Origin of the sequence: Aphanizomenon flos-aquae FACHB-1287 (genome assembly GCF_014698755.1) — a bacterium.
Lineage (GTDB): Bacteria > Cyanobacteriota > Cyanobacteriia > Cyanobacteriales > Nostocaceae > Dolichospermum > Dolichospermum flosaquae.
Window position 1 is genome coordinate 37,011 of sequence record NZ_JACJTO010000025.1, and the last position, 17,023, is coordinate 54,033.

Consider the following 17,023-nt stretch of genomic DNA (forward strand, 5'->3'; position numbering starts at 1 on the left):
TGCTTTCCGATCTAATGAGGTATAAAGTTGAATGATAAAACTCTTGTGCTGCCAGCATCTTGCCCGCTAGATATGTACCTTATAACACCGAGAATGGCTGTAAATCCTATATTTCAAGTGTAAATTCTACTCTAGAGGGGAAAATGATAAAATTTGATTTTGGTCGTTTGTGTGTGATTATTAGCTTAATTTGTGGTTTACTGGTTGGTTGTAGTGAAAATTCCCCTGGAAATCAAACTCTCCGAATAGCTACTGAACCCGCATTTCCCCCCTTTGAGTTTCAGGATAAAAATGGAGAATTAGCAGGTTTTTCCATTGACTTAATCAAAGCTATAGCCACTGCGGCTCATTTCCAGGTAGAATTTCAGAGTTTACCTTTTGATGGCATTATTCCGGCGCTACAGGCTAAAACCGTAGACAGTGCTATTAGTTCCATAACTATCACCCCAGAAAGAGCAAAAACAATCGCTTTTTCCCGTCCTTATTTTAAAGCAGGTTTGGCGATCGCTGTTCACAAAAATAATCAAAATATTACAAATTTTCAAAGTCTGCAAAATCACAAAATTGCTGTCCAAATAGGTACAACTGGCGCGAAAAAAGCTCAAACTCTCATAGGTGCGGAAGTTCGCAGTTTTGACTCCGCACCCTTAGCCCTCCAAGAATTACAAAATGGTAATGTTGATGCAGTTATTAATGATGCACCTGTGACTTTATACGCTATTAATACAGGTAATTTGCAAGAAATTAAAGTCATTCAACAACTACTGACTGAGGAATTTTACGGAATTGCAACCGCTAAAAACTCTCTTTATTTACCTCTGATTAATCAAGGTTTAAACACAATTTTAGAAAACGGTAAATATCAACAAATTTACCAAAAATGGTTTAAATCTACACCGCCAATATTACCAGAAAGATTACCCTACGCTAATCAAAATACAAATAAAATTAATTCTTTTAGTGTATTTTGGCAATCTTTACCAGCCTTATTAAAGAGTACATTAGTAACATTACAATTAGCATTTATTTCCGGTTTATTTGGTTTAACTAGCGGTTGTTTAATTGGGATAATTCGTCTTTCTACAATTAAACCTTTACGGTTTTTAGCTAGGGCTTATATAGACTTTTTTCGAGGTACACCCTTATTAGTGCAGATATTTATGATTTACTTTGGTTTACCGGCGATTTTCCAAGAAATTGGTTTTAATTTCACCTTAAATCGCCTTATCGCCGGAGTAGTTGCCTTGAGCTTGAATAGTGCAGCTTACATTGCAGAAATTGTGCGCGGGGGAATTGAATCAATTGAAAATGGACAAACAGAAGCAGCTAAATCATTAGGTTTAAATCCTCTACAAACAATGACTTATGTAATTTTTCCCCAAGCATTTCGGCGGATGATTCCACCTTTAGGAAATGAATTTATTAGTCTATTAAAAGATACGAGTTTAGTCGCAGTAATTGGTTTTGAGGAACTATTTAGAAAAGGACAATTAATTGTTTCTGAAAACTATCGCGCTTTTGAAATTTATGCGGCTGTAGCTGTAATTTACTTATGTTTAACCTTGATTTTCTCCCAATTTTTTAGTAAGTTGGAAATATGGATGAATCCCAGTAATCAAGCAGATATAAAATAAAACAGACAGAATAGTTAGAAACTGCATCTACATAGCCCTATAACTGCTATCAGATATGGTTTTATGTTCATGGGCAACTTAGTATAAACTAAAATAGTTATGACAATATCTCAGCAGCGTTACCGTTTTTGTTACAAAAAAAAACCAGAAAAAATTTCTTCTAAAAAATCTAGCCTGACAGCAACTAAAATTGTTACGATGATTTCAGATTAGTTGTTGAAACCTTGATTCAATCCGAAACCTTAGAATTACTAGAATGGCCTCGCTTGTGCCAGCACCTTTCCACCTTTGCGGCAACTAAGTTAGGGGCAATAGTTGCGCGTAACTTGCCCATTCCCGAAACTCAGACAGAAAGTGAACTGTTATTAGCGCAAACTAAAGAAGTTTATGAATTGGAAAGTCGTTTACATCCGGGATTATCTTTTGAGGGTATACAAGATATTGGTGACTCTCTCGAACGGGCAGCAATGCAAAGTATTTTACCAGGTGAGGAGCTTTTAGCGATCGCTACTACCCTAGCAGGTACAAGAAATTTACGTCGTGTTATTGATAATCAGGAAAATATCCCAGTTTTAAACGATTTAGTCTCAGAATTGCGGACTTACCCAGAATTAGAGCAGGAAATCCACCGTTGTATTGACGAACGGGGGCAAGTTACTGATCGTGCTAGTCAAAAAATGGGAGAAATTCGCGGAGAATTGCGGAAAATACGCAGTCAAATTACCCAAAAACTCCAAAATATTATCCAGGCAAAATCCGGCGCTGTTCAAGAACAGTTAATTACTCAAAGAAGCGATCGCTTTGTTATACCTGTAAAAGCTCCGCAAAAGGACGCAATCCCCGGTATTGTTCATGATACCTCAACTAGCGGCGCAACTCTTTATATAGAGCCTAATAGTATCGTCCCTCTGGGTAATCAACTACGTCAAATTGTTAGAAAAGAACAAGCCGAAGCCGAAGCAATTCGCCGGACTTTGACGGAAAAAGTAGCAGAAGTTACACCAGATTTAGAAAGGTTATTAGTTATTGTCACTACCTTAGACCTAGCAGTAGCGAAATCTCGTTATAGTTTTTGGATAGGTGCTAATCCCCCGCGGTTTGTAAATCGAGATGAAATTATCACCTTACGAAATCTGCGTCACCCGTTGTTAGTTTGGCAACAGCAACACGAACAGGGAAATTCAGTAGTCCCAGTAGATTTATTGATTAGTCCTCAAATCCGGGTAGTCACAATTACTGGACCAAATACGGGGGGGAAAACTGTAACTTTAAAAACTTTGGGATTAGCAGCGGTCATGGCCAAAGTAGGTTTATTTGTTCCCGCCCGTGAACCTGTAGAAATGCCCTGGTTTTCGCAAATTTTAGCCGATATTGGTGATGAACAATCTTTACAACAGAGTTTATCTACTTTTTCTGGACATATTCGCCGTATTAGTCGAATTTTAGAGGCATTAGAACCTGGGGAAAATGATTTGTCCCCATTAGTGATTAAGTACCAATCTCTGGTATTACTTGATGAAGTCGGTGCAGGTACAGATCCAGCGGAGGGAAGTGCATTAGCGATCGCTTTACTCAAATATCTGTCAAATCATAGCCAGCTAACTATGGCTAGTACCCACTTTGGCGAACTTAAAGCCCTGAAATACGAAGATCACCGATTTGAAAATGCTTCTGTAGAATTTGACGAAACCACGCTTTCACCCACTTACCGTCTATTGTGGGGGATTCCTGGCCGTTCTAATGCGCTGAGTATTGCCTTGCGTTTAGGGTTAAATCCAGAAATAGTAGCAGAGGCAAAAACTCAAGTCGGAGAAGCTACAGACGAGGTAAACCAAGTAATTGCCGGTTTAGAAGCCCAACGCCGCAATCAAGAAACTAAAGCCGCTGAAGCCCAAAAATTGTTACGTCAAGCTGAACGATTATATAAGGAAGTTTCTGACAAAGCTACTGCATTGGAAGCCAGAGAAAAAGATCTCCGGGTTTCCCAAGAAATCGCCGTTCAACAAGCAATTACCCAAGCCAAAGGGGAAATAGCCCAAGTTATCCGCCGCTTGCAACAAGGAACGGCTAACGCCCAAGATGCCCAACAAGCTACCGCTAATCTCAATCAAATTGCTCAAAAATACGAACCTACACCCCCACCTAAATCTAAACCTGGATTCATGCCTAAATTGGGCGATCGCGTGCGAATTCCTAAATTAGGTCAAACGGCTGAAGTTTTAACAATTCCCGATGTTGATGGCAATTTTACTGTGCGTTTTGGCATCATGAAAATGACGGTACAACTCCAAGATATAGAATCATTGGATGGACAAAAACCCGAACCCATGGTTAAAGCAAAACTAGCCCCATCAGTAGTTACACTACCACCAGCCCCAGCCATTCGCACCTCCAAAAATACTATAGATTTGCGCGGAAAACGAGTAGCTGATGCCGAATATATCTTAGACAAAGCTATTTCCGAAGCTGCTGGACCCCTATGGATTATTCATGGACACGGTACTGGTAAACTTAAGCTAGGAGTTCACGCTTTTCTACAACAACATCCTAGAGTTACCCACTACGAACCCGCAGAACAAGCCGATGGTGGCAGTGGTGTTACTATTGCTCATATATAAAAGTATATCAGTGGCAGTAGGGAAGCAGGGGAAAATCATTTTTACCACCGACAACTAACAACTGACCACCGACAACTGACAACTGACCACCGACAACTGACAACTGACAACTGACCACCGACAACTGACCAAAAAAGTTATGCACTCAACCGCTAATTCCACCGTATCAAAGTCATCTTGGGAGGATTTAAGCCAAATCCCAGACCCAAATACAACTCAATGGGAAAATATCAAAACTCAGCTAGACTTAATATTATTGGCATTGGAAAGCCTAACTGGTATCGGTTCAGAAGCAATGCTGTCTGCGGCAGTTAGTCTTGATTTAGAATCAAAAGTACCAGATTGGGTGGCCTTATGGCGATTGCGGCTTTCATTCCCCCTTCGCAAAGGACAAGGAGAACGAAAAAAGTTAGATGTAGAGGAAGCGCGATCGCTAGTGCTGATTATTTGCTATCTCGCTAAACAGCATCAAGAATTAATTCGTCGGGCTGTAAGTTCATTAGAACAAGCGACTGCAAATAGGCATAAACCTCACCAAATCTCCCTATTGGGGGATTATATAGATACTTTTTGTAAAACTTACCAAGAACGTATGGCAGAAGAAGAACCAACCTCGACGAATTTGCTTACCCATTTAGCCCTAAAACTGTTAATAAATATACTCTTTTATAGTGCTGCGGGTGGACATCGGCGTTTGTGGTTAGCGCTAATAGACCTTTCGACAAAATAATTCTCGATTTGCGATTTTCATTCCCAATCTAAAATCTAAAATCCCCTATTTTTTCCTTTACAATTGTTGTTATGTCTCCATCCAATTCTGTCATTCGTCGTTACACCACCGCTACCTGCACAATAGAAATATCGGTGGAAAATTCCCCTTTGTCGCGGTGGACAGACAAAACTATTGTTAATGCTCTCAGTTTTAGACTGCAATTTGATGATCCACGACTACCAGAACCAGGAAAAATTCTCCTTCAGGGCGATCGCCAGCAATTAGAAGTTTTATGTACAATTGTTACAAATTATGTTCAAAAACTTCTACAACAATCTGCTGAAGATTTTAGTCTAACTCTATCAGAAAATGATCATAACAATACAGAATCAGAATTAAAAAATATTCCCCTGTCTGTTCTTTCTACCCAAACTTCACCATCTTTCAATACTCAAACTCCTCGAACCAAAGTACATTTAGAATCTAGTGGTAATTTAACTCACAAACTCTATTTTGGTGATCTTATTAACCAAACATCTGTGCCTGTAATAGAACTGAGTTTACTACAACTATTTGATTTAGCAACGGCTTTAGATGAATACTCATCTGATACGATTGTCATACCAATTGCTACTCATCAAAACATCAGAACCAGTCTACCAAGGTGGTTTCCTATGGTAGCTATTTTGGTATTAGCAGCCAGTTTAACACCATTTACCATGCAGTATGCTCTCAATATTCAGAAAAATCGCCAGAAAGTAGCTCAAAATACTACTCAGCCCCCAAAACTAACTGCTATAGAACCTTCTCCTCAAGACCCTACACCAATACCGCCGCTGCCTTTAATCACTGGTCAACCCCAACTGATACCACCACCTTCTAACTTTAATACCCCCGCAGCGCCGCTTTCCCTTCCTAATGCAAATATCCCGGCTGGACCAACAACATCTCAATCTAAATTAAAGATACCATTTGATACTTCTTCTGATCCTATTAAACGGGAAAATCCCCCCTTTGGGACTACACCTAATTCTGATAACTCTAAAGTGTCAACAGCCAGACCAAATCAAAAAGGGCTAAATGTCACTAATACCAAGAAACCATCTAATTTAATTGAAACTTCTCCGTTTATTGCTACTATCCCCAACAACAATTCTAGTAAGATTCCTAACCTAATCCCTACTCCTGCTTCCGTAGAATTAGGTCAGAACAATATAAGAATTACCGCTCCAGGTCAGGTATCTCCGGAGGAAAATCAAACCACTAAAACTACTTCGGATACACAAGTTACGAATAATCAGACTTTATTTGATACACCCCAAGTGGCAGAAGCAAGAGAATATCTTAACAAGCGTTGGCGATCCCCAACTGGACTTTCTCAAGCTTTAGAATATAGTTTAATATTGGGTATTGATGGCAAAATTGAAAAAATTTTCCCCTTAAATCAAGTTGCCAGGGAATACATTGATAGTAGTGGTATTCCAGAAATTGGGAAACCTTTTGTTTCTAGTAATAAAGCTGGGCAAAATTTAATCATACGAGTTGTGCTTAGTTCTGATAATAAAGTGCAAATATTACCGGAAACACCATAGTTAATAAACTACCCCATCTTGCTGCGGTGAAGATGGGGTTTTTACATCCCAAACATGAAAATCACACAATTTGTAAAACTACCAACGTCATATCATCCGTATTTTGCCTATCAGAACCAATGAAGTTCTCAACTTGATCAAATAGATATTCAACAATTTCTTGGGGAGTATTACAATACTTACAAGCCGTTCTGAAGGATGTAACAAGATTATCCTCATCAAACCGATCGCCCCCAGCCGCCGCCGCATCAGTCAAACCATCAGTATAATAAATTACTCTATCCCCAACTTCTAACTGAGCTTGAGCATTTTCATATTCACTATTGGCATCTAAACCAATTAACATCCCCAATGTATCCAACTGACTAACAGTTTTTGTAGCTGCGTGCCACCATAAAGGCGGATTATGGGCAGCATTACTATAAGATAAAATTCGTGTTTGCGGGTCATATTCTGAATAAAACATAGTTACAAAGCGATGGGAATTTTCCAAATCCGCATACATAACCCGATTCAAATTTTGTAAAATTCCCGCTGGGGAATTGCCATGTAATACTTCACCTCGGAGCATTCCCCGCAACATCGTCATAATTAAACCAGCAGGAACACCTTTACCCATCACATCCCCAACCACTAAACCCCAACTAGCATTTTCTGGAGATGTCTGTAGTTGGGATTGTAACTGATTTTGATTAGTAGGAATAAAATCATAGTAGTCACCACCAACATGATTAGCCGGTTTACAACGGGCTGCTAGAGATAAACCGGGAATATTCGGACATTGACGCGGTAAAAGTCGGCGTTGAATTTCTGCACCAATTTCTAACTCTTGGTCTAAACGTTCTTTTTTTCTTAATTCTACAGATAGTTCATCATTATCAATAGCAACTGCTGTTTGGTCAGCCACTAACCGCACTAATTTTTGTCTGGTTTCTGTCCAACTATATTCAGGGTCACGGCTCAAAACATACAGCCAACCCCGTTCCGTATGCTTAACTAAAATAGCAGTCCCAAAAATTTGCACATCTGGACCTAAAACGGCGTGCATCTGGTCATCTAAAATCCTTGTAGAAATAGTTGCAGAACCAGAATTAGCTAAAAGAGTAATTTGACTACTAGCAGTTTCTAGGGCTTTTCTAATATTTTTTCTTTGCTGACTATCTTGCCAATGTAGTTGTTCTAATCTGATTTGTCCGTTGGGTTTATAAAGAAAAAGGGCACTACCTTCTGCATCTGTCACCCTGGTAGCCATAAGCGGAATCAGTTCCAAAAACTGATTTAAATTATTAAAGCTTCTGAGGGCAAATCCTAAAGAACTCAGTAAGTCTTGAATTTTATTTTGTTCTCGATGCAGCCTGGACACAAGCTCCTTAAGTGCCACCACAGGAGTGACATCTTTGGTGGTGCTGCTATTGCTATCAGTAGGATGAGAGGGAAATTGTGACACAGGTTAATATTGCAGTTGAGAATAGCAAATTTGTGATGCTTTATAAATACTCTTTCTTGATAAATTGTGAAATTATATTGACCGAGATTCGTGATTTTAGCAAGAGTAGAAGAATTATGGAACTTAATTTTTTAAATCTTAGTTAATGCTGAGGATATTTTTCATGCTTGATTCTCCATGATGATCAATGATGATCAATTTTCTAATTTGTTAAAAATGAGCCTTTGGCAATCAGTGATTTTATGATTAATTAGCAGCCTCTAATTTTTCCACAACTAAATTAGCTCTTCATATATCTTGAGAAATAAAAGTTTGTCATTAGCAAAATTATCTCTATTCCTCAAAAATGGGATATCAAGAATCAACAAACCAAACATTAGATAGATTTTTAGGGAGTTAATTCGTGATTTTAGCTTGACTGGATTTTTGGTCAAAACCATGGATGTGATCATACTTTCAATCAAAACTGGTTCTATTTTGAACCACAAACATTTAACTTATATACCATAAATTCTGGAAATATTTCCTGAGATAGATTTCTTTTATAAAAAAATTATCCATTTTTCTGGAAAATCTTCCTACCCAGAGGCGATGATTTTCGCAAATTCGGGTAAATATTGGGTTTTTACTATGTCACAATAAAATATCGGGTGCGTTACTATAATTACACAAGTTACCTTGATGTGAAAATAGGTAATGCACCCTACTCAAATTAATGATGAAATTTTGGGAATTATCAACTCATAAAAACTGGATCAACCGCTTAATAGTGCTTCCACAAATTCATAACTAGAAAATGGACGTAGATCCTCAATTCCTTCTCCAGCGCCAATAAAGCGAATGGGTAAACCTAACTGCTGAACAACCGCAAGGGCTACACCTCCCTTAGCAGTTCCGTCTAATTTGGTTAAAACCACGCCGCTGAGGTGGGCCGCTTGGGAAAATACTTCAGCTTGTTGCAGTCCATTTTGTCCCAAAGTAGAATCAAGAACTAAAAGCGATTCTACGCGGGCGTTGGGGGCTTTTTTAGTTATGATTTTGCGAATTTTGCTGAGTTCGTCCATCAGGTTTTTCTTATTTTGTAGTCTCCCAGCGGTATCTATTAATAGTAGTTCGGTTTCTCTGGCTTGAGCAGCGGTAATGGCATCAAATACCACGGCAGCAGGGTCTGTATTTTTACCGGGGTTGGCGATAACTTCGACACCACTTCTCTCACCCCAAACTTTGACTTGTTCCACAGCAGCAGCCCGGAAGGTATCCGCCGCCCCAATTAAGCATTTATAACCAGATTTTTGAGCTAGGTGAGAAATTTTACCGATGGTGGTAGTTTTTCCCGCCCCGTTCACCCCCGTAATTAACCAAATTGTGAGTTGGTCTTTTTCCGGTGCAAAGCTAGATTTTGCCTGGTTTTGCAAGGGTGTATCCAGCATATCTCTGAGAATTTCTTTAAGATAAGCGATTGCTTGTTCTGGTGGAGTCACTTCCGCCAGGATTTTTTTCTCTAACGCATTAATAATATAATCAGTTGCTTCTACACCCACATCTGCCTGTAAAAGCAAAGATTCAATTTCATTTACAGCCGCTTGATTTAGGGGTCCTTGACCAACAATTAATTTTATTTGGTTGAGAATATTCCGCCGAGTTTTATCTAAACCTTGACGGAGTTTTTTTAACCAAGTAATTTCTTCTAGGGAAATATCTTCAGCTTTTCTCCCTTGGGCGGCTAAAACCTCTGCTGACCATTTAAACCCGTCATCAAATACCAGTTCTGGAATTTCTACTTCTGGCGCTGTTGAGGTTGTCGCTGTTTCTGGTTCAGTGGTTTCTATCGCACTAGCGATTAATTTCTCTTGTTTGGCTTGTCTTTCCGCCGCAGCACGTTCTAAAAAAGATAAATTAACTGTTTCTGATTCTGGTATTATTTCTGGTTGTGATTCGCTAATATCTTCAGTAATTTCTGATGTAGCTGCATCTATTTCTATTGGTACAGTCACTTTCTCTGTTTCAGTTTCTACTATTTCCTCAGTAATAGTATTTGTTTCAATTACTACAGATGATTCCGTCTCTATTTGTTGTTTTTCTTGAATATTCTTATAAGCAGCTTTAGCAAAGGCCAACAAGTCCGCCGTATCTGGCACTGTTGTTTCTGGTTGAGTTGCTTCTACTGTGGATATTTCTGCCTGAAATTCGGTTTGGGGAGTATCATCAGATTCATTATTTGGACGATGGAACCAATTAAAAGCCATTGTAGTTTAGTTAATATGTAATATGTAATATTTAAAGGTATTGACAACCAACCACCGACAACCAACAACTGACCATTGACCACTAACAACTGACCAATTTAAACAGTTTGTTTTTGTTCGCTAACTCGACGGAGAACACCATTAATAAAACGATGTCCATCTTCTCCACTATAGCGTTTAGCCAATTCTACAGCTTCGTTAATGGCGATACTATCAGGAACTGCCATAAATTTTATTTCTGCGGTGGCTATTTGCAAAATATCTCTATCAATTTGGGCTAAACGAGTAACTTGCCAATCTACTAAAGCATGAGAAATTAGATCCGCAATAGCTTGATGATTTTCACTAACGGTAATAATAAGTGATTTAGCGTAATTACGAACTTCCTTGTCTTGATTAGCTAACTGAATTAACTCAGGAAAATCAACAGATGTACCTAATTGATTAATTGCTATTTGGGTATAAGAAATTGCCTCTTTTAGCATGGTTCTAGCTGTATTCAAGTCAGCGGCTCTAGTTTCGCTAGTTAATAGGCGGTCATTGCTACGTTGTAATTCTCCCGCAGCATTATTTAATGTGTCCTGCACTTCTAAGGTCAGGGTACGAACCGCCCCTAGAACTAGTTTAGAGACTAATTGATCATCTGACAAGGTTTCTAGTTTCTTGGGGTTGATTGGTAATTGACTAAGGCTTAATAATGCCAATTCCCGGGCTATTTGTTGGGGTTTACGACGTTGCATATTTTTTCTGTAGGAAAGTTGGAGATATTGAGAAATATGTTATGGCAGTTCCCAGGCTCGTGAGGTACAAAGTTTTTTAGTTTTAGGGAACAGTGAATAAATTGGTGTGTACTTCATTAGACTGGGAAACAATAAATTATCGATCCTAATACCCTATATTCAGTAAATCAGAACTAATCTCCCATCACTTCTCGTACTAAAGTCGCTAATTTATCCGCACTATCAGGAACAGCGAGAGTTTTAGCTTTCTCTGCCATTATCGCTAATTCTGCCGGAGATTGGAGCAAATTCAAAATCTGAGTTGTCAAGATTTCCGGGGTCAAATCCGACTGTTTAAAGGATAAAGCCGCCCCAACCTGAGTAAACACCTTTGCATTATAAGATTGATGATCTTCCGCTGCAAAGGGATAGGGAATTAAAATGGCTGGTTTACCACAAACCGCCAATTCTGTCAAGCTACCCGCACCAGAACGACTAATAACTAAATTAGCCCTTCTCAATAAAGCCGCCATATTGTCATAAAAAGGCAAAGCGATATATTGAGGATGCTGAATACTGTTAATATCAGGATCATTCTCACCAGTCAAGTGCACTATATAAGCACCAGCTTGAAACAAAGCGTCCGCAGACTGACGCACCAATTTATTTACAGCTACAGCCCCTTGACTTCCACCAAATACCACAATCAAAGGAATATTATCGGGAATAGGTAAGTCCAATGTACTATCAATTCCCTCATCTAAGAATTGAGAACGGATCGGAGTACCTACACAGACAGTTTGAGACCGAGGTAAGTATTGAGCAGTAACATCAAATCCTATAGCGACGGCATTACACCAAGGTCCAAAAAAGCGGGTAACTTTACCTGGTATTGCGTTAGATTCATGAAAAACCACAGGTAAACCCAACAAACGGGCAGCAATTACCGCAGGACCTGCAATATAACCTCCTGTCGTGAAAACTCCGTGGAATTTTCCCTGTTTAAGAATACGTCTAACTTTCAGAATCCCAGTCATGAGCTTCCACAAGACGCGGATAGAACTAAGACTAAAACCTTGCTGAAACCCTGCAACAGCCACCGTATTTAAAGGATATGTCCCTGGAACTAACTGAGTTTCTAGCCGATTTGACACACCCAGCCATTCAATATTGTATTCTGACAGTTTTTCAGCCAATGCGATCGCTGGAAACAAGTGTCCACCTGTCCCACTAGCTGCTATAAGTAATTTAATTGGTGGATTTACCATTCCTGACTATACCATTTATCTCCCAGCTTTATTAAGATAAAACAAATTCCCTATCTTCTATCATCGCATCAGTAAAATCTTACCTATGACTAAAATTATCCCCCTTTTAATGAAACGTAATAAAACACTAACCGTTAGTATTTCCCTGATTTCCAGTTTACTGGTAATTGGTTTATCGAGCTTATCGCAATCGGTGCAAGCAGGTCAACCCACAAATGCACCTGCTACACTTACTAACCTGTTAACGCAAATTGATAATGCTGCCAATCAGGGTAATATTAACAGTCTCATGCAATTTTACAGTCCTAAATTTACTCATGGTGACGGGTTAAACCGTAAATCTATGGAACAGGCTTTAACAGGACTTTGGAAGCGATATCCCCAATTGCGTTATACTACTAACATAGAGTCTTGGAAATCTGAAGGTAATACCATTATTGCGGAAACTGTCACTAATATTAGCGGTTTACCTGCATCTGGTAATAATAATTTCACCCTCCAGTCTACAATTAAATCGCGTCAAAAAATTACGGGTGCAAGAATTGTTCGTCAAGATATTTTATCGGAACGGACTCAACTAACTGCTGGAAGTAAACCACCCCAAGTAGAAATTAAATTACCACTACAGGTAAAAGTTAATGAAAAATATAGCTTTGATGCCATTGTTCAAGAACCAGTAGGGGAGGATTTTCTACTAGGAAAAGCTATAGAAGAGCCCATTCAAAGCAGTAAATTTCTTAACCCCACAATTGTGAATTTAGAATTTCTCAATGCGGGAGGACTTTTCAAAATCGGACGCGCACCTTCTACTCCCGGTCCTCAATGGATTTCCGCAGTTATTCGCAGGGGTGAAGATATGACTATCATTACTCAGCGGTTACAAGTGGTTAAAAAGTAGTTAGTGGTCATTGGTCAGTGGTCAGTGGTCATTGGTCATTGGTCATTGGTCATTGGTCATTGGTCATTGGTCAGTGGTGATTGGTCAAGACTATGCTAACAACGGACAACGGACAACGGATTTCTATGCAAAACCATATTGTTTTGATTACTGGTGCAAGTAGCGGTATAGGTGCTGCTTGTGCCAAAATTTTTGCTCATGCTGGTGCAAAACTGATTTTAGCAGCACGGCGTTGGGACCGTTTACAACAATTGGCTGATTCCTTAGACATCCCATCTGATAAAATCTATTTATTAGAACTTGATGTGTGCGATCGCTTGGCGGTAGAATCAGCTATTAATAATTTATCCCCTTCCTGGTCAAATATTGATATTTTGATTAATAATGCTGGTTTAAGTCGCGGTTTAGACAAATTATATCAAGGTGACTTTCATGACTGGGAAGAAATGATTGATACTAATATCAAAGGTTTACTGTACCTGACCCGCTACATAGTCCCAGGAATGGTGGAACGGAATTGTGGTCATGTTATCAATATCGGTTCTGTTGCGGGACATCAAACTTATCCTGGTGGTAATGTCTATTGTGGGACAAAAGCAGCGGTTAAAGCTATCTCTGAAGGCTTAAAACAAGACCTTTTAGGAACTCCCGTGCGAGTAACTTCTGTAGACCCTGGAATGGTAGAAACAGAATTTAGTCAAGTGCGTTTTCATGGTGACACAGAACGGGCTAAAAAGGTGTATGAGGGAGTTAAACCTCTAACTCCTGATGATGTGGCTGATGTGATCTTTTTCTGTGCCACTAGGGCGAGTCATGTTAATATTAGTGAAGTCTTATTGATGCCAGTAGACCAAGCGTTAACTTTAGTAAATAGGCGGGTATAAATTTAACTCTCATATTCTTCCAAACTCCGAATGGGAAGGGAGGGAAGTCCTTGACAGTAAAGACCCACCTGTTTCCGTGGGTTATACTGATAATTTCCTATTTTCTATTCTATTATCTGAATCTGAAAACGGGAAAAGAGGATACTGATTTTACTGTCGCAATACCAGTATCCTCTTCATGCTTTTGTAACCGTTTAATAACTTCCTTTTGAGCTTCTACCTCTGCTGAATACTGCCATGATTTCTTACTTTGAATATACGCACTAATCCCTAGAGATTTATCAGAAATCTTACCACCGTTCTGCTCCAACAGGGTTACGAGATTAGGCTTTAATTCTTCCATCTCTTGTTCCAATAAAGCTAATTGCTGTTTAATTTCTCGGTATCTATTAATGTAATTTTCTTCACTGTATCCGAGATCAATTTTTGGTAATTTTTGTTTAGTCAAGTTCATGTTTAGTGGTGGGTCGAACTTCTGGATATACCCTATTTCCCACTCATGTAAATCTTGGTCATCAGTCCAGACCAAGTAACAGATATACTGAACTTTGTTAGCTTTAAAATCTTCAAATTTTTCGTGTTGTGAGTGTCTCTTTCTCAAGCTAGATGTGGATATCCCTATATACCAAATTCTACTAGCTGAGTCAATAGCGAAATAAATACCAGGGGTGTCTGGTAGGTTTTGGTGATCTCCTAAAAGGACTTTACCAAGTTTTTTAATTGAGAAACTGGGAATAAAAGCAGAATCCTCTAACTCAATTTGGTGGTCTAAATCGGTTTGTGTCATTTTTCCCCCTAAGTCCAAGACTATTGGCAAATAGTTTGTTTTTATCGCATCTTACCATGTTTTAATTACTTCTAATTTAGATGAGTATGGAACAAAGGATATTATAATTAATGTTGGGTGATGTTTCTCTGTATCGTATTGTGAAAAGTCCGTCGATATTGAGTAAACTAGATGCGGGATGAAACACCCGCTACCTATACTACAGAAAATTAAGGTGATAACCGCTCGATTTTCCACCCTCCAGCATCTAAACGAGTATATAACAGACGATCATGTAAACGACTTGATCTTCCTTGCCAAAACTCAATTTCCTGGGGAATGACGCGAAAACCACCCCAATGAGGAGGACGAGGAACTTCCTGATTTTGATATACGCGCTCAAATTCTTGTAATTGTGATTCTAAAATATCCCTACTGGCAATTACTTCACTTTGATTAGAAGCCCAAGCACCCAAACGACTATATGGAGGGCGGATTTCAAAATAGCTATCAGATTGTGCCGAGGAAATTTTCTCCACAGTCCCAACAATTCTTACCTGTCGTTCTAGTTCAGCCCACCAAAAAACCAAAGCAGCAAGGGGATTTGCCGTGAGTTCCTGTCCTTTTTGACTATTATAATTAGTAAATAAGACAAAACCCCTTTCATCAAAATCCTTGAGTAGTACCATTCTCGCCGAAGGACGACCATTTGGTGTACAGGTAGCCAAAGTCATAGCATTAGGCTCAGGTAGCTGTGCTGCTAGGGACTGACCAAACCAAATTTTAAATTGTACAAAGGGATTAGAGTCAATTTCCTTTTCACTCAAATCTTGCAAGGTGTAGTCTTTGCGAATATCTGCTATGCTTTTATCCATTTTAATTCTTTCCTGATTCTGTAATTAAATTCCTAGTTATCTAAATTTAGGCTGGTAATGGATAATTAGTCATAAGTCATTGGTCATGGGTCATTGGTAAAAATTATTACCTTTTACTCATTCCCTACCCTTGAAGCCTCCAAAGCCTTGAGGACATAAATTGATCATGAAACTCAACCCGGAAGAGGATTTTAATCCTGATTCCTGATTCCTGTTATAGATTAAATCAGATGCGCCGTTCTGCTTCTCTCCAAACTTTGTTAATTTATGGACTCAGTGGACCAATTATCGCTCTCAATATCTGGTTACTGTCTTTATTATTTCGTTTTTTCCAAAATCCGATTACTATCCTCAGTATTGCTGCAATTCTGGCTTTTTTGCTGAATTACCCAGTCAAATTATTTGAGAAAATCAGAATTACCCGCACTCAAGCAGTAATTATTGTTCTAATACTGACTTTAACATTGTTTATTGTTGTATGTGTTACTCTTGTACCAATGCTAATTGACCAAACCATTCAACTTTTAAATAAGATCCCGGATTGGTTAGCGACTAGTCAAGCTAATTTAGATCACTTAGAAACACTAGCAAAGCAGCGACGTTTATCTGTGGATTTAAAACTAGTAACAAACCAAATAAATGGTAATATTCAAAACTTAGTACAACAAATAGCATCCGGAGCAGTAGGATTTGCTGGAACCCTGTTATCAGGATTACTAAATCTAGTCTTGGTAATTGTTCTAGCCTTTTATATGCTTATATATGGTGATCAAGTTTGGTCTGGGTTAATCAATTTGTTACCATCTAATATTGGTATTCCTTTTAGTAAGTCCTTAGAGTTAAATTTCCAAAACTTTTTCTTGAGCCAATTGTTGCTAGGACTATTTATGGTCATAGCCCTTACGCCTATATTCTTATTTTTGAAAGTCCCATTTGCCTTTTTATTTGCCATTATCATCGGTATTTCTGGATTAATTCCCGTTGTTGGTGCAACTTTAGGTATTGGTTTAGTCACAATGTTGGTATTAATCCAAAATTGGTGGTTAGCTTTCCCAGTCGCTACAATGGCAATTATCATGCAACAAATTAAAGATAATTTATTAGCTCCAAAATTAATGGGTAATTTTATTGGACTTAACCCCCTGTGGATTTTTATCGCTATTTTAATGGGATTTGAAATTGCCGGGTTATTAGGAACATTGGTTTCTGTACCAATTGCTGGAACTATAAAAGGCACGATAGATGCTATCAAAAGCAATAATAATATCTCAAATTTTCGGGTTAATTACGGCTCAGAATTTGAAAGAAATGAATAAGTTAATTAATGGGTCATTAGTCAGTTTTCAGTAGAACCCTTCCAAACT

Annotated in this window: 14 protein-coding genes; 7 read left to right on the forward strand and 7 right to left on the reverse strand. The window is 38.7% G+C overall.

All coding sequences use genetic code 11. The annotated features are described in order from the left end of the window. Positions 1-143 precede the first annotated feature (143 nt). Positions 144-1,634: an ABC transporter permease subunit gene (locus H6G44_RS12955; RefSeq protein ID WP_190387580.1), complete on the forward strand. Its 1,491-nt coding sequence runs from the start codon at positions 144-146 to the stop codon at positions 1,632-1,634. Between the two features lie 224 nt (positions 1,635-1,858). Continuing rightward, positions 1,859-4,252, forward strand: coding sequence for an endonuclease MutS2 (locus H6G44_RS12960; protein ID WP_190387579.1), 2,394 nt, complete (start codon positions 1,859-1,861; stop codon positions 4,250-4,252). Positions 4,253-4,259: 7 nt separating this feature from the next. Here the strand turns inward: H6G44_RS12960 and H6G44_RS12965 are convergent, their stop codons facing one another. Then, the gene (locus H6G44_RS12965; protein WP_190387578.1) at positions 4,260-4,397 is read right to left on the reverse strand and encodes a hypothetical protein; all 138 of its coding nucleotides are present in this window, start codon (positions 4,395-4,397) and stop codon (positions 4,260-4,262) included. Here H6G44_RS12965 and H6G44_RS12970 point away from each other — a divergent pair. Both H6G44_RS12970 and H6G44_RS12975 read left to right on the forward strand, forming a co-directional pair. Beyond that, positions 4,392-4,982 (forward strand): DUF3038 domain-containing protein, encoded by a 591-nt coding sequence (locus H6G44_RS12970; RefSeq protein ID WP_190387577.1) that lies wholly within the window; start codon positions 4,392-4,394, stop codon positions 4,980-4,982. The two genes, H6G44_RS12965 and H6G44_RS12970, sit on opposite strands and share 6 nt — an antisense overlap. A 71-nt stretch (positions 4,983-5,053) precedes the next feature. Beyond that, a complete protein-coding gene (locus H6G44_RS12975) occupies positions 5,054-6,556 on the forward strand; it encodes a DUF4335 domain-containing protein (protein WP_190387576.1) in 1,503 nt (500 codons plus the stop codon). Positions 6,557-6,617: 61 nt separating this feature from the next. Here the strand turns inward: H6G44_RS12975 and H6G44_RS12980 are convergent, their stop codons facing one another. The 4 genes from H6G44_RS12980 to murG all read right to left on the reverse strand — a co-directional run bounded on the left by H6G44_RS12980 (position 6,618) and on the right by murG (position 12,236). After that, entirely contained in the window at positions 6,618-8,003 is a 1,386-nt protein-coding gene (locus tag H6G44_RS12980) for a PP2C family protein-serine/threonine phosphatase (protein ID WP_190387575.1), read from the reverse strand. A gap of 755 nt (positions 8,004-8,758) precedes the next feature. Next, a complete protein-coding gene (gene ftsY, locus H6G44_RS12985; RefSeq protein ID WP_190387574.1) occupies positions 8,759-10,249 on the reverse strand; it encodes a signal recognition particle-docking protein FtsY in 1,491 nt (496 codons plus the stop codon). A gap of 98 nt (positions 10,250-10,347) precedes the next feature. Then, positions 10,348-10,989 (reverse strand): transcription antitermination factor NusB, encoded by a 642-nt coding sequence (gene nusB / locus H6G44_RS12990; protein WP_190387573.1) that lies wholly within the window; start codon positions 10,987-10,989, stop codon positions 10,348-10,350. A gap of 173 nt (positions 10,990-11,162) precedes the next feature. Further along, the gene (murG, locus tag H6G44_RS12995; RefSeq protein WP_190387572.1) at positions 11,163-12,236 is read right to left on the reverse strand and encodes an undecaprenyldiphospho-muramoylpentapeptide beta-N-acetylglucosaminyltransferase; all 1,074 of its coding nucleotides are present in this window, start codon (positions 12,234-12,236) and stop codon (positions 11,163-11,165) included. Positions 12,237-12,321: 85 nt separating this feature from the next. On the opposite strand from murG, the gene H6G44_RS13000 reads away from it, so the two are divergent. Both H6G44_RS13000 and H6G44_RS13005 read left to right on the forward strand, forming a co-directional pair. After that, positions 12,322-13,134 carry a nuclear transport factor 2 family protein gene (locus tag H6G44_RS13000; protein ID WP_190387571.1) on the forward strand — a complete coding sequence of 271 codons (813 nt, stop codon included), beginning with the start codon at positions 12,322-12,324 and terminating at the stop codon, positions 13,132-13,134. Positions 13,135-13,226: 92 nt separating this feature from the next. Beyond that, positions 13,227-14,018 carry an SDR family oxidoreductase gene (locus tag H6G44_RS13005; RefSeq protein WP_190387570.1) on the forward strand — a complete coding sequence of 264 codons (792 nt, stop codon included), beginning with the start codon at positions 13,227-13,229 and terminating at the stop codon, positions 14,016-14,018. A 112-nt stretch (positions 14,019-14,130) separates the two neighbouring features. On the opposite strand, the gene H6G44_RS13010 is transcribed toward H6G44_RS13005, so the two are convergent. Both H6G44_RS13010 and pdxH read right to left on the reverse strand, forming a co-directional pair. Further along, positions 14,131-14,805: a GIY-YIG nuclease family protein gene (locus H6G44_RS13010; RefSeq protein ID WP_190387569.1), complete on the reverse strand. Its 675-nt coding sequence runs from the start codon at positions 14,803-14,805 to the stop codon at positions 14,131-14,133. Between the two features lie 209 nt (positions 14,806-15,014). Next, positions 15,015-15,659 carry a pyridoxamine 5'-phosphate oxidase gene (gene pdxH, locus H6G44_RS13015; protein ID WP_190387568.1) on the reverse strand — a complete coding sequence of 215 codons (645 nt, stop codon included), beginning with the start codon at positions 15,657-15,659 and terminating at the stop codon, positions 15,015-15,017. A 230-nt stretch (positions 15,660-15,889) separates the two neighbouring features. Here pdxH and H6G44_RS13020 point away from each other — a divergent pair, with 230 nt between their 5' ends. Continuing rightward, positions 15,890-16,975, forward strand: coding sequence for an AI-2E family transporter (locus tag H6G44_RS13020; protein ID WP_190387567.1), 1,086 nt, complete (start codon positions 15,890-15,892; stop codon positions 16,973-16,975). The last annotated feature ends 48 nt before the right edge of the window (positions 16,976-17,023 follow it).

What these genes read in the sequence shown, in the direction of transcription:
- H6G44_RS12955 (WP_190387580.1), top strand. Translation starts at nt 144, where the DNA reads ATGATAAAATTTGATTTTGGTCGTTTGTGTGTGATTATTAGCTTAATT.
- H6G44_RS12970 (WP_190387577.1), top strand. Translation starts at nt 4,392, where the DNA reads ATGCACTCAACCGCTAATTCCACCGTATCAAAGTCATCTTGGGAGGAT.
- H6G44_RS12975 (WP_190387576.1), top strand. Translation starts at nt 5,054, where the DNA reads ATGTCTCCATCCAATTCTGTCATTCGTCGTTACACCACCGCTACCTGC.
- ftsY (WP_190387574.1), bottom strand. Translation starts at nt 10,249, where the DNA reads ATGGCTTTTAATTGGTTCCATCGTCCAAATAATGAATCTGATGATACT.
- nusB (WP_190387573.1), bottom strand. Translation starts at nt 10,989, where the DNA reads ATGCAACGTCGTAAACCCCAACAAATAGCCCGGGAATTGGCATTATTA.
- murG (WP_190387572.1), bottom strand. Translation starts at nt 12,236, where the DNA reads ATGGTAAATCCACCAATTAAATTACTTATAGCAGCTAGTGGGACAGGT.
- H6G44_RS13000 (WP_190387571.1), top strand. Translation starts at nt 12,322, where the DNA reads ATGACTAAAATTATCCCCCTTTTAATGAAACGTAATAAAACACTAACC.
- H6G44_RS13005 (WP_190387570.1), top strand. Translation starts at nt 13,227, where the DNA reads ATGCTAACAACGGACAACGGACAACGGATTTCTATGCAAAACCATATT.
- H6G44_RS13010 (WP_190387569.1), bottom strand. Translation starts at nt 14,805, where the DNA reads ATGACACAAACCGATTTAGACCACCAAATTGAGTTAGAGGATTCTGCT.
- pdxH (WP_190387568.1), bottom strand. Translation starts at nt 15,659, where the DNA reads ATGGATAAAAGCATAGCAGATATTCGCAAAGACTACACCTTGCAAGAT.
- H6G44_RS13020 (WP_190387567.1), top strand. Translation starts at nt 15,890, where the DNA reads ATGCGCCGTTCTGCTTCTCTCCAAACTTTGTTAATTTATGGACTCAGT.